Source organism: Pseudomonas sp. Irchel s3a12 (assembly GCF_900187485.1).
GTDB classification, from domain to species: Bacteria; Pseudomonadota; Gammaproteobacteria; order Pseudomonadales; family Pseudomonadaceae; genus Aquipseudomonas; species Aquipseudomonas neuropathica.
This window is the reverse complement of sequence record NZ_FYDN01000014.1, coordinates 68,164-80,361: the sequence shown is the minus strand read 5'-3', so window position 1 is coordinate 80,361 and position 12,198 is coordinate 68,164. Positions and strand designations below refer to the sequence as shown.

The following is a 12,198-nucleotide window of genomic DNA, read 5'->3' as shown; positions in this document are numbered from 1 at the left end:
CAGCGATGCGGTTTTTTTGTGGGTGATCGTTCCCACGCTCTGCGTGGGAATGCAGCCCGGGACGCTCTGCGTCCCAAAGCGGACGCAGAGCGTCCATTGAGGCATTCCCACGCGGAGCGTGGGAACGATCAGAGGTGGGTCAGTTATTTGGTAACTAACCCATCCGCCCGGAACATCCCGCGAATCCCGCGCACCGCCTGACGAATCCGGTCCTGGTTTTCGATCAGCGCAAAGCGCACATGATCGTCGCCATACTCACCAAACCCCACCCCCGGCGAGACGCAGACCTTGGCCTCGGCCAGCAGTTTCTTGGCAAACTCCAACGAACCCAGATGCGCGTAGGCCTCAGGGATCTTCGCCCAGACGTACATCGACGCCTTCGGATTCTCAACCATCCAGCCCAGTTCATGCAGGCCTTTGACCAGCACGTTGCGGCGCTGGCGATACTGCTCGGCGATGTCGCGCACACACTGCTGATCGCCTTCCAGCGCGGCAATCGCCGCCACTTGCAGCGGGGTGAAGGTGCCGTAGTCGTGGTAGCTCTTGATCCGCGCCAGAGCGTTGACCAGTTCCGGGTTACCGACCATGAAACCGATGCGCCAGCCGGCCATGTTGTAGCTCTTGGACAGGGTGAAGAACTCCACCGCAATGTCCTTGGCGCCTGGCACCTGCATGATCGACGGGGCTTTCCAGCCGTCGTAGACGATGTCGGCGTAAGCCAGATCGTGAATCACCAGCACGTCGTACTGCTTGGCGAGGGCGATCACCCGTTCGAAGAAATCCAGTTCCACGCACTGTGCGGTCGGATTCGATGGGAAGCCGAGGATCATCATTTTCGGTTTCGGAATCGAACCGCGAATGGCCCGTTCCAGTTCGTCGAAGAAGTCCACGCCTGGCACCAGCGGCACCGAACGCACCTGAGCGCCGGCAATTACTGCACCGTAGATGTGAATCGGGTAGCTCGGGTTCGGCACCAGCACGGTGTCGCCCTGATCCAGGGTCGCCAGCATCAAATGCGCCAGGCCTTCCTTGGAACCGATGGTGACGATGGCTTCGCTTTCCGGGTCGATGTCGACCTCGTAGCGTTGCTTGTACCAGTTGGAAATCGCCCGGCGCAGACGCGGAATACCCTTGGATGTGGAGTAACCATGGGTGTCTTCGCGTTGGGCAACCTGGACGAGTTTTTCGACAATATGCGGCGGCGTGGCGCCGTCGGGGTTGCCCATGCTCAAGTCGATGATGTCTTCACCACGACGCCTGGCAGCCATTTTCAGCTCGGCGGTGATGTTGAAAACATAAGGGGGGAGTCGATCTATGCGCGCAAAGCGGCGCGGCGAACCTTGTTCAGCCATTGTTGCCTCGGATAACGTAAGCGCCCGGAACCGTCCGAGCGACGCTGGTCACTGCGGTGACCTGTGGCGGAAGATAAGGTCAGTGATGGCATACTGTCCAGCCCGTTTGTAAACAATTTTGTCCCAAGGAAATCGGTAGATGGAATTCACCAGCGGCTTCTTGCTGAGCCTTTCGCTGTGCCTGGATATCGGCGTGGCCAACATCGCCATGATCACCCTGGCGATGCAGCGCGGTTACTTTCAGGGCTTTGCGCTGGGCCTCGGCACCTGTGTTGGCGACCTGGTTTATGCGGTTCTGGCGCTGGCCGGGATGACCGTTTTGCTGCAATACGAGACCGTGCGTTGGGTTTTGTGGATTGGTGGTTCGGCGCTGCTGATCTACTTTGCGGCGAAGATGATTTACTCGGCGATCCATCACGAAGCGCTGCTGGCCGAGACGGCGGAAGTGGGGCAGAACTCCCATCGCAAAGAGTTCTTCCGGGGGATATTTCTCGCCATGTCGTCGCCGAGCGCGATTCTCTGGTTCGCGGCGGTGGGCGGCACCTTGATTGCGCGTTCCGGTGGTGGCGGTCCTTTGAGTTCGGCGCTGTTCCTCGGTGGGTTCCTCTGCGCCGGACTGCTGTGGTCCGCCGGTTTGTGCTTCGCTGCGAGCCATGGCGGCAAGCTCTTGGGCGATAAGCTATTACGCTATTCCTACATGGCATCTGCAGCGATCTTCTGCTATTTCGCGGTGTACGTGATCGTATCTGGCTACAACGAATTTGTCGGTTCGGGCGCCGTCGAGCAGTTGCACGCGCTGTAACCGTGCGATTTGGATCGGGCTTTCTATACTCCCAGCCGAACCCCTTTTTTTGTTCCAGGAGTCGAGTCATGGATGAGCAAAAACGCGTCGAAGTGGCTGAACCTCGCTTCGAACATGGACACTTCTTGCTGATTGCAGGTTTTCGCGGTCGATTTACCCAAGACACAGCCAAAGACATCCCGGCGCTGTGGGAAAAGTTCTTGCCGCACCTGGGAAAGATCCAGGGGCAAAAGAACGAAGTGACCTACGGTGTCTGCAGCAATTTCGACGGCAAGGGCGGCTTCGATTACATCGCCGGGGTGGAAATCAGTAAGCTCGATGACCTCGACCAGAAGGTCTACCAGTGGGTCGAAGTGCTGCCTCGCCAGTACGCAGTATTCGAGCACAAAGGACCGCTCGAGCAATTGCCACAAACCCTGCAATACATCTACAAGACCTGGTTGCCGACCTCTCATTACGTGGAGCTCAACGCCCCGGAGCTGGAGCGTTACAGCGCGGATTTCAATCCGAAGCTGCACACCGGCAAACTGGAAATCTGCGTGCCGGTCGATACCAAGGCCTGAGCCGACAAGCATGAGGCGGATCAATGATCCGCCTCATGGTTTTCAACCCCGCTTGCCTTTGCCCAACCGTCGCGCCCGCAACAGGTCGATGCCCAGAGTGATAAAGCCGAACGTACTGATGCCCAACACCATCAACAGGCCGATTTCAACGCTGCTCATAAGCGGTTTCCCCCAAGGGTAGTCAGAGACACACCTGAGAAATAGCCCGCCGCGAACCCGAAGAAAAGCACTTATACGCAGGCTTTACGCCGCCCTTGCGCATCGATATGCAGGCCTTATTCCTTTATGCTTTCGGCACTTTCTTCTGCCGATTTCCGAGCCGCCATGAACACCGTTATCCGCAACGTCACCGCCGCCGACCTGGACCGCTGCTACGCCATCGAAACCGTTGCCTACGAAGGTGACGAAGCGGCCACCCGCGAGAAGATCGCCACGCGCATTGCCACCTGGCCGGAAGGTTTTGTCGTCGCCGAAGTGGAGGGCGTGGTGGCAGGCTTCGTCAATTCCGGCGCGGCGTTTGACGTGCAGATGTCGGACGAGGCGTTTAAGGAGCTGATCGGCCACGACCCGAAAGGGCCGAACGTGGTGATCATGTCCGTGGTGGTGCACCCGGATTATCAAGGGCAGGGGCTGGCCAAGCGCTTGATGGGCGAGTTCATCGAGCGGATGCGCGGGATGGGTAAGGCGACGATTCATCTGATGTGCAAGGAAAAGCACATCCCTTTGTATGCCGGGTTTGGTTTTGCCTACATCAAACCGTCGGAGTCGGATCACGGCGGCATGGCGTGGCACGAGATGATCCTTACTCTCTAAAGCCAGCCCGATACTGATCGTTCCCACGCTCCGTGTGGGAATGTTTCCTGTGACGCTCTGCGTCACGACTTTGGGACGCAGAGCGTCCCCGGCTGCATTCTCACGCAGAGCGTGGGAACGATCATTTAACGATCATTTACGGGAGTATCAGTAGAGGGTGTCGGCAACTCGTTTCGGTGCTTCGCGGTCGTAGGTTTCGGCGTCGAACTCGCCATCGTTCAGGCGTTTGTGAAACGCGCCGGCGGAGGGCAGAGCCGAGCGCGGCAGATGCGTTTCAGGATTCCACGCATCCGAGCGTACAAACGCTTTGGAACAATGAAAGAACGCCGCTTCCACCGTCACCAGCAACACCGTTTTCGCCGGTTTGCCGTTCACCGCAAAGCTTTCCAGCAACTGCGGATCAGCGCTGATCGTCGCCGTACCATTGACCCGCAACGTCTCGCCAATCCCCGGAATAATGAACAACAACGACACCCGCGAATCGTGCAGCACATTGCGCAGAGTATCGATGCGGTTGTTACCTGGGCGATCGGGCAACGCCAGCGTGCGTTCGTCAATGATCCGCACAAACCCGGCTTTGTCACCGCGCGGCGAATTATCCAGGCCATCGGTGCCCACCGAGCTGACAATCACCAGCGGCGACAGGCGCACCATTGCTTGATAGTCCTCGTTGAGAAAACCGATCTGCTTGCGCAGCGCTCGTTCATGCGGCAGTCCGTAAATCGCTTCCAGTGCTTCGATTGAGTCGATCATCGTGCTTCCCTCGATGACTTAGAAAAACAGGCCCATGCGCCGTTCGTAACCGATCCGGCCCTTGTACGCTTCGCCGCTGTCGACGTAGCCGTGCTTGGCGTACAGCGCGATGGCCGCGTCGTTATCCGCATCCACCGACAATTCCAGCCCCTTGATCTCCGGCCACGCCTGACGTGCAACTTCGGGCAACGCTTGCAGACACGCCTTGCCGTAACCCTTGCCCTGAGCGCGGCGATCGACCTGCAACGCATGCAGGGTGGCGCTGTGTTCATCGGCCCAAGCCGGCAACACCGGCGGGCGCTTGAGCAACAGAAACGCCACCGGCACGTCATCCGCCAGCAGCGCAAAGCCCTTCACCCCGGGGCCGGGTTTCGACAGCAGGGTGTGCAAAGCACCGTGGATATCACCGGAGAACTTGATCTGCTCGGCATGGATTTCAATCGCCTCGACTTGCTCACGCTGCAAGGCGTTCAGGTTGTCGTACGGCACGAGTTGGGCTGACACGGGAATTTCCTTTTTCCTACAAAGATGAGGCTCGGATTCTAGCGATTTTGTCTTCTGCGGAAATTTTTTGTTTCGCCTGTCGATCTGCCCGTTCGCCGAACGACTAAGGGTGTCTTCACAACAAAAACCACGGAGAACAGCATGAGCGCACAAACCGATATCCAGACCCTGATCAACACCTACCGCGAAGCCGTCATGAAAAAGGACGTGGAGAAAGTCATGGCGCTGTACGCCGACGACATCGTCTCTTTCGACGCGATCAAGGCCCTGCAATTCAAGGGTAAAGCCGCCTACCGCGCGCACTGGGTCGAGTGCATGGAAATGTGCCCCGGCCCGCACATTTTCGAGTTCCACGAAATCGCCATCGAAAGTGCTGACAACATCGCTTTCGCCCACTGGGTGGCCAACTGCGGCGGCACCAATGACAAGGGCGAAACCCAGAGCTGCTGGATGCGCGTCACCGCTTGCTATCGGCAGGTTGGCGGGGCGTGGAAAATCGCCCACGAACACTGGTCGGCGCCGTTTGATCCGATGAGCGGTGCGACGCTGTTCGATGTGACCCCCTGATCTTCAGCCATAGTTGAACCGTCCGATTCAGGAGAACGCCATGAAGTATTTATGCCTGGTCTACAGCGATGAACGCCTGCTGCATTCATCGCCCGACAGCCCGGAGGACGCCGAGTGCTGGGCCTACGCCGAGTCGATCCAGGGCAGCGGGCGGATGGTTGCCGCCGAGGCGCTGGAGTCGGTGCAGACCGCCACCACGGTGCGTATGCGCAACGGCAAACTGTCGATCACCGACGGACCGTTCGCCGAAACCAAGGAGCAATTGGCCGGTTTCTACCTGATCGACGCCAAGGACCTCAACGAAGCGATTCAGGTTGCCGGCGATATTCCGGCCGCGCGGGTGGGCAGCGTTGAAGTACGACCGGTGCGGCAATTGAATGTCTGAGGTCAAGGCGCGGGTCGAGCAGGTCTACCGCGAAGAATCGCGGCGGATCCTGGCGACGCTGATTCGCTTGCTGGGTGATTTCGACCTCGCCGAAGAAGCCTTGCACGAGGCGTTCTTCGTCGCGGTCGAACGCTGGCAGCGCGACGGCGTGCCGGACAACCCGCGCACCTGGCTGGTGTCTACCGGGCGCTTCAAGGCAATTGATGTGTTGCGCCGCCGCGCGCGGTTCAAGGCCTCGCAGCCATTGTTGTTGGCGCAGCTGGAAGAACTGGAACAGGCGGACTGGAGCGGTGAAGACGTGGAAGACGATCGTCTGCGGCTGATTTTCACTTGTTGTCACCCGGCGCTGGCGGCGGATGCGCAAGTGCCGCTGACGTTGCGCGAAGTCTGCGACCTGACCACCGAGGAAATCGCCCGCGCCTTTCTCTCCGCGCCGGCAGCGATTGCCCAGCGCATCGTGCGCGCCAAAGCGAAGATTCGTGACGCGAAAATTCCCTATCAAGTACCGAGCCTGAGCGAACTGCCCGAGCGCCTCGATAGCGTGTTGCGGGTGATTTATCTGGTGTTCAACGAAGGGTATTCGGCGTCGTGCGGGGCCGAGTTGATCCGTGAAGATCTGACCCGCGAGGCGATACGGCTTGGCCGACTGTTGATGGAATTGCTACCGGAGCCGGAGGTGATGGGGCTGCTGGCGATGATGCTGTTGCACGAGTCGCGACGGTCGGCGCGCACTTCGCCGAGTGGTGAACTGGTGCTGCTGGATGATCAGGATCGATCTCAGTGGGATGCCGGGCTGATTGCTGAAGGTAGTGCGCTGGTTGAGCGTGCGCTGACGACACGGCGGTTTGGGCCATACTGTTTGCAGGCGGCGATTGCGGCGGTTCATGCTGAGGCGCCGTCGGCGGGGGAGACGGATTGGGAGCAGATCGTTGGTTTGTATGACGTGCTGTTGCGTGCGATGCCTTCGCCGGTGATCGAGTTGAACCGGGCGGTGGCGGTGGCCAAGCGGGATGGGGCGCTGAACGGTTTGAATCTGATTGAAGGGATTTTGGGTCGCGGCGAGTTGCAGGATTACCACTTGGCGCATTCGGCGCGGGCGGAGTTTTGTCGGCAGTTGGGTAGGGTGGAAGAAGCGCGGGCTGCGTATATGCGGGCCTTGGAGCTGACCCGGCAAGAGCCGGAGCGGCGTTTTATCGAAGGGCGGCTCATGGCGCTGGAATGGCCCTCACCCCAGCCCTCTCCCTCCGGGAGAGGGCTGGGGTGAGGGGCTTTTGACTTCAGGCTTGCCAGCGATTGGCAGCGCCGCTATTCCAGCATCTTGCTCAACAACCAGCTCCCCGCCGGCCCCGGCGGATACAGCCGCGACCACAAGGCATCGACAAACACCGGCTTAGGCCAGCCGCGCACCTTCAACTCCACCAGCAAATCATTGCCAAAACGCTGCGCCAGCCAACGCGGCAACGGCGCCCAGCCAAAACCTTTTTCGGCCATTTCCAGCAACATCAGATAACTCGGCGCCGACCACACCCGACCTTTGCCGCGACTGTCGTAAGGATTGACGATAGTCGCCAGGCGCAATTCACGGTGTTGTTCCAGGATGTGTTGATCAACGAGATCAAGCTTGGCCAGCGCGTGATCGCGATTGACGAACAGGGCGATTTCCGTGCGCTCGGCCACCGTCGAGGTCGCCAGGTCCGGTGGGTAGTTCTCTTGCATTTCGGCGAAGGCCAGATGCGCACGACCGCGCTGCACCAGTTCGATCAGGTCATCGCATTCGGCGATCAGGCATTCCAGCTCCAGATCCGGATAACGCTGCTCAAACCCGACCAGCGCCGCTTCAAAACGGTCCGACTGATAAGTGTCGGAAATCGCCACGGTCAGCTTCGGCTCGACGCCTTGGGACAACTGCCGCGCAGTCATTTCCAGACGACTGCTGGCCGCCAGAATCGCCTCAGCGCGTTGCAGCATCACATGCCCGGCCGGGGTCAGCGCCGGTTTGCGGCTGCTGCGATCGAACAACTGCAGATCCAGATCGATCTCAAGGCTGGCCACCGCCGCGCTGATCGTCGACTGACTGCGCCCCAGTTTGCGCGCCGCTGCCGAAAACGAGCCTTGGGTCGCCGCCTGGACAAATGCCAACAGCACTTCCTGCGAGATCATCAACTATCGCCTTGATCGATGGTTATTGGTTATGAAGTATCGGTATCAAGATAGATCATGGCAACCATCTTCACTCAAGGAGTCAGGCCATGACTGCCCACAAATCCATCTCTGAACGTATTTTCCAGGCCATCGGTTTCGAACTGCTGGCGATTCTGATCTGCACCCCGTTGCTGGCGTGGATCATGCAAAAACCGATGCTTGAAATGGGCGCGGTGACGGTGTTGATCGCCCTGTTGGCGCTGGGCTGGAACGTGGTGTTCAACCGCTTCTTCGATCGTCTGCTGGCGCGTATGAACGTTGCGCACAATGCCTGGGTACGGGTGGTGCACGCGTTGCTGTTCGAAGGTGGTTTGATCGTGATGGGTGTGCCACTGATTGCTTGGTGGTTGTCGGTCAGCCTGTGGCAGGCGTTTTTGCTCGACATCGGCGTGTTGCTGTTCTTTCTGCCGTACACCTACGTGTATCACTGGGGCTACGACGTACTGCGCGAACGCTTCATGACCCGCAACGCTTGTCAGGGCTAACCCCCATCTCCATGTAGGAGCTGCCGAAGGCTGCGATCTTTTGATGTTGTTTTTAAAAAAGATCGCAGCCTTCGGCAGCTCCTACACAGGGCTGTGTTTCAGCGTTGGTTAGAGGAACATGCCGCCAGATGCCTCGACCCGCTGACCATTGATCCACTGCGCACCGGGCGACAGCAACAACGCCAACGCCCCGCCAATATCATCCGGCTGCCCGGCCCGGCCCAGCGCGGTGTTGTCGGCGACCATCGCATTCACCGCCGCATTGTCGCGCACGGCACCACCACCGAAGTCAGTTTCGATGGCCCCCGGCGCGAGAATGTTTACACCAATCTGCCGCGCACCCAGCTCTTTGGCCTGATAACGGGTCAGCACTTCCATTGCCCCTTTCATCGCCGCATAAGCGCCGTAACCCGGCAAGCTGAAACGGGTCAGGCCGCTGGAAATATTGATGATCCGGCCGCCGTCGTTGATCAGGGGGAGCAATTGCTGGGTCAGGAAGAACGGCCCTTTCAACTGAATATTCATCAGCAGATCGAACTGCTCCGGCGTGGTTTCGGCGAACAGCGCGTGCACGCCGATCCCGGCATTGTTGATCAGGAAATCAAAGCGCTGACGTTTGAAGGTTTCCTGCAACGCGTGCTCAACCTGCGCACCGAAACCGGCAAAACTCTCGCTGCGGCTGACATCCAGTTGCAGCATCACGGCTTTGCCGCCGAATTTTTCCAGTTCAAGCACCAGCGCTTGGGCCTCATCGGCGCGACTGTTGTAGGTGCCGATGATGTCGATGCCTTGACCGGCGAGGTGCAGGGCGGCGTTTTTTCCCAGGCCACGACTGGCGCCGGTGATCAATGCGATTTTGCGGTCCATGGTTTTTCCTCGATTGCCGTGAGTGATCAGGTGATGGATCAAAGTTTATTTGTCCGTCCTATGGTGATAAACAGACTGAAACCGGAATCACTGATCGGTTAAACCGAACAATCAATAGGTGGCCCATGAACAAACTGGAACTGCTGCGCACCTTCGTCCGGGTCAGCGAACTGTCGAGTTTTACCCTCGCGGGCGAGAGCCTTGGCTTGCCGCGCTCGACCGTGTCCGAACATGTGCAAGCGCTGGAAACCCTGCTCGGCACGCGTCTGCTGCAACGCACCACGCGCAAGGTGCAGGCGACGCAGGACGGCCTGGTGTTGTACGAGCGCAGCAAGGATCTGCTCTCGCACATGGACGAGATCGAGGGCTTGTTCCGCCAGGACGAGGCGTCGCTGACCGGGCGCATTCGGGTGGACATGCCGAACATTCTCGCGCGGCGTCTGATCATGCCGCGCCTGCCGCAGTTCATGGAGCGTCACCCGAACCTGGAACTGGAAATCAGCAGCACCGATCGCCGGGTTGATCTGCTCAGCGAAGGCTTCGATTGCGTGGTGCGCATCGGCGCGCAACCGGATCAGTCGGTGGTCGCGAGGCACCTCGGCGACTTCCAGATGGTCAACTGCGCCAGCCCCGCGTACCTCGAGCGCTACGGCGTGCCGCAAACCCTGGAAGATCTCGCGCAGCATCGGCTGGTGCATTACGTCGGCGTATTGGGTTCGCGTTCGGAAGGTTTTGTGTACGAGGAGGGCGGTCAGGTTAAACGCTTGCCGATGGCTGGCAGCATTACGGTCAACAGCACTGACGCTTACGAGTCGGCGTGCCTGGGCGGTTTTGGTCTGACGCAGGTGCCGCGCACCGGTATGCAGCCGCATCTGGAAAACGGCGAACTGGTGACCGTATTGCCGCAATTCACCGCGCCGGCGATGGGGATTTCATTGCTCTATGCCAGGCAGCGACACTTACCTTTGCGAGTGCGCGTGTTCATGGATTGGCTTGGCGATCTGATTCGCTCCGCGCTCTGAACCTGAACACCAAAACTGTAGGAGTGAGCCTGCTCGCGATAGCGGTGTGTCAGTTTAATCAATGTTGACTGACACACCGCTATCGCGAGCAGGCTCACTCCTACAGGGGATCTTCGTCGGTCAGAAGATCTGGGTGAACAGCCAGTAGAGGCTGCCTGACAGCAGAATGGCGGCGGGGAGTGTCAGCACCCACGCCATCAACAGATTGCGGATGGTCCTCATCTGCAACCCGCCACCGTTGGCGACCATGGTCCCGGCCACCCCCGAAGACAACACATGGGTCGTCGAAACGGGCAAACCAAACATGTCCGCCGCGCCAATGGTCAACATCGCCACGGTTTCCGCCGAGGCGCCCTGGGCATAGGTCAGGTGGGTCTTGCCGATCTTCTCGCCGACCGTCACCACAATCCGCTTCCAGCCGACCATGGTGCCCAGCCCCAGCGCGATGGCCACGGCGATCTTCACCCACAGCGGAATAAACCGCGTGGCGTTGTCGATCTGTTGCTTGAACAGTTGCAGTTTGCCGCTGGTGTCGGCGTCGAAATTGCCGACCCTGTTTTTGTCCATCAGGCGAATGCTTTCGCTGGCCAGGTACATGTCGTTACGCACGTTGCCCATGGCTTCGGCCGGGACTTTCGCCAGTGAACCGTAGCCTTTGACTTCTTCACCGATGTGCCCAGTGAGGGCGGCGAGGGCGGGGATCAGTTGCGGCGTGGCGTCCTTGCTGCGCACATAATCGGAGAGGACCGCACGCGGATCGGCGGGCGTCGGCAGCGGTGCACTTTTCACCAGCGCCTGCTGGGTGACTTGCGCCACGGCGGCAAACTGCAGCGATTGTTCTTCGGGCATGGTGCGGTTCAAGGCGTAGGCCATCGGCAATGTGCCGACCAGAATCAGCATGATCAGGCCCATGCCTTTCTGGCCGTCATTGGAGCCGTGGGCGAAGGACACGCCGGTGCAGGTCAGAATCAGCAAACCGCGAATCCACCACGGCGGCGGGGAGTTGCCTTTAGGGGCCTTGTACAGCGCGCGATTCTTCACGAACGCACGCAGCGCCAGCAGCAACAGCGCCGCGCAACCGAAACCTACCAGCGGCGAGAGCAGCAAGGCGTAACCAATCTTGGTCGCCTGCGCCCAATCGACACCGCTGGTGCCGTCACGGCCGTGCATCAAGGCGTTGGCCACGCCGACGCCGATGATCGAACCGATCAGCGTGTGCGAAGACGACGCCGGCAAGCCCAGCCACCAGGTGCCGAGGTTCCACAGGATCGCCGCGATCAGCAGGGCGAAAATCATCGAGAAACCGGCAGACGAACCGACCTGCAGAATCAACTCCACCGGCAGCAACGCGATGATGCCGAACGCCACCGCGCCGCTCGAAAGCAACACGCCGAGAAAGTTGAAGAACCCCGACCAGACCACCGCGACATTCGGCGGTAACGAGTGGGTGTAGATCACCGTCGCGACGGCGTTGGCGGTGTCGTGGAAACCGTTGACGAACTCGAAACCCAGGGCAATCAGCAGCGCCACGCCGAGCAGCAGGAACGGCGTCCACGTGGTGACTACCGTGCCGAGTTCGTGCATGTCGTGCATCAGGCTGTAAGCGGTGAACAGCATTCCCATCGCCAACACGGCGAAAAAGATCACGTAGGTAAACGGGCCGGTTTTTTTGTCGAGGGCTGGCCTGCCACTGTGGGCGGACGCGGGGCTGGCGGTCAGGGAGGGAGTAGCCATGGCAGGACAATCCTGAGCGAGGGAAGGAATGTCGCCCATGATCGTTGCAGAATGTTACAGAGAGACTGCGCCATGTCAGTGTTTGGCTGATTAGCCCCACCGTCGGTCTTCTGCTCGTTCCCACGCTCTGCGTGGGAATGACGCCCGGG

At 59.6% G+C, this 12,198-nt stretch carries 14 protein-coding genes; 8 read left to right on the top strand and 6 right to left on the bottom strand.

Translation table 11 applies throughout. The features are described 5' to 3' along the window. Positions 1 to 143 precede the first annotated feature (143 nt). The gene (gene alaC, locus CKW14_RS22635) at positions 144 to 1,352 is read right to left on the bottom strand and encodes an alanine transaminase (protein ID WP_053122962.1); all 1,209 of its coding nucleotides are present in this window, start codon (positions 1,350 to 1,352) and stop codon (positions 144 to 146) included. Positions 1,353 to 1,491: 139 nt separating this feature from the next. On the opposite strand from alaC, the gene CKW14_RS22630 reads away from it, so the two are divergent. The 3 genes from CKW14_RS22630 to CKW14_RS22620 all read left to right on the top strand — a co-directional run bounded on the left by CKW14_RS22630 (position 1,492) and on the right by CKW14_RS22620 (position 3,530). Beyond that, a complete protein-coding gene (locus CKW14_RS22630; protein ID WP_095048165.1) occupies positions 1,492 to 2,154 on the top strand; it encodes a LysE family translocator in 663 nt (220 codons plus the stop codon). Between the two features lie 68 nt (positions 2,155 to 2,222). Then, a complete protein-coding gene (locus CKW14_RS22625) occupies positions 2,223 to 2,717 on the top strand; it encodes a GyrI-like domain-containing protein (RefSeq protein WP_095048164.1) in 495 nt (164 codons plus the stop codon). Between the two features lie 324 nt (positions 2,718 to 3,041). Further along, entirely contained in the window at positions 3,042 to 3,530 is a 489-nt protein-coding gene (locus CKW14_RS22620; protein WP_095048163.1) for a GNAT family N-acetyltransferase, read from the top strand. A gap of 147 nt (positions 3,531 to 3,677) precedes the next feature. Here the strand turns inward: CKW14_RS22620 and CKW14_RS22615 are convergent, their stop codons facing one another. Together CKW14_RS22615 and CKW14_RS22610 are read right to left on the bottom strand one after the other, a co-directional pair. Further along, on the bottom strand, positions 3,678 to 4,283 hold the full coding sequence (locus CKW14_RS22615; RefSeq protein WP_095048162.1) for a pyridoxamine 5'-phosphate oxidase family protein: 606 nt from the start codon (positions 4,281 to 4,283) through the stop codon (positions 3,678 to 3,680). 18 nt (positions 4,284 to 4,301) lie between these two features. Next, positions 4,302 to 4,787: a GNAT family N-acetyltransferase gene (locus CKW14_RS22610; protein WP_095048161.1), complete on the bottom strand. Its 486-nt coding sequence runs from the start codon at positions 4,785 to 4,787 to the stop codon at positions 4,302 to 4,304. A gap of 141 nt (positions 4,788 to 4,928) precedes the next feature. On the opposite strand from CKW14_RS22610, the gene CKW14_RS22605 reads away from it, so the two are divergent. Genes CKW14_RS22605 through CKW14_RS22595 form a run of 3 tightly spaced genes read left to right on the top strand, consistent with a single transcriptional unit; the run spans position 4,929 to position 7,003 of the window. After that, positions 4,929 to 5,354 (top strand): nuclear transport factor 2 family protein, encoded by a 426-nt coding sequence (locus CKW14_RS22605; protein ID WP_095126173.1) that lies wholly within the window; start codon positions 4,929 to 4,931, stop codon positions 5,352 to 5,354. Between the two features lie 40 nt (positions 5,355 to 5,394). Continuing rightward, a complete protein-coding gene (locus tag CKW14_RS22600) occupies positions 5,395 to 5,739 on the top strand; it encodes a YciI family protein (protein WP_095048159.1) in 345 nt (114 codons plus the stop codon). After that, positions 5,732 to 7,003, top strand: coding sequence for an RNA polymerase sigma factor (locus tag CKW14_RS22595; protein WP_095048158.1), 1,272 nt, complete (start codon positions 5,732 to 5,734; stop codon positions 7,001 to 7,003). The genes CKW14_RS22600 and CKW14_RS22595 overlap by 8 nt, the downstream gene beginning before the upstream one ends. A 41-nt stretch (positions 7,004 to 7,044) precedes the next feature. Here the strand turns inward: CKW14_RS22595 and CKW14_RS22590 are convergent, their stop codons facing one another. After that, positions 7,045 to 7,899, bottom strand: coding sequence for a LysR family transcriptional regulator (locus tag CKW14_RS22590; RefSeq protein WP_095048157.1), 855 nt, complete (start codon positions 7,897 to 7,899; stop codon positions 7,045 to 7,047). 89 nt (positions 7,900 to 7,988) lie between these two features. Here CKW14_RS22590 and CKW14_RS22585 point away from each other — a divergent pair, with 89 nt between their 5' ends. Next, positions 7,989 to 8,426: a multidrug/biocide efflux PACE transporter gene (locus tag CKW14_RS22585; protein ID WP_095126172.1), complete on the top strand. Its 438-nt coding sequence runs from the start codon at positions 7,989 to 7,991 to the stop codon at positions 8,424 to 8,426. Positions 8,427 to 8,534: 108 nt separating this feature from the next. Here CKW14_RS22585 and CKW14_RS22580 read toward each other — a convergent pair whose 3' ends face one another. Further along, a complete protein-coding gene (locus tag CKW14_RS22580) occupies positions 8,535 to 9,293 on the bottom strand; it encodes an SDR family NAD(P)-dependent oxidoreductase (RefSeq protein WP_095126171.1) in 759 nt (252 codons plus the stop codon). A gap of 125 nt (positions 9,294 to 9,418) precedes the next feature. On the opposite strand from CKW14_RS22580, the gene CKW14_RS22575 reads away from it, so the two are divergent. Further along, positions 9,419 to 10,315, top strand: coding sequence for a LysR family transcriptional regulator (locus tag CKW14_RS22575; RefSeq protein WP_095048154.1), 897 nt, complete (start codon positions 9,419 to 9,421; stop codon positions 10,313 to 10,315). Positions 10,316 to 10,435: 120 nt separating this feature from the next. On the opposite strand, the gene CKW14_RS22570 is transcribed toward CKW14_RS22575, so the two are convergent. After that, a complete protein-coding gene (locus tag CKW14_RS22570; protein WP_095126170.1) occupies positions 10,436 to 12,049 on the bottom strand; it encodes an inorganic phosphate transporter in 1,614 nt (537 codons plus the stop codon). Positions 12,050 to 12,198 lie beyond the last annotated feature (149 nt).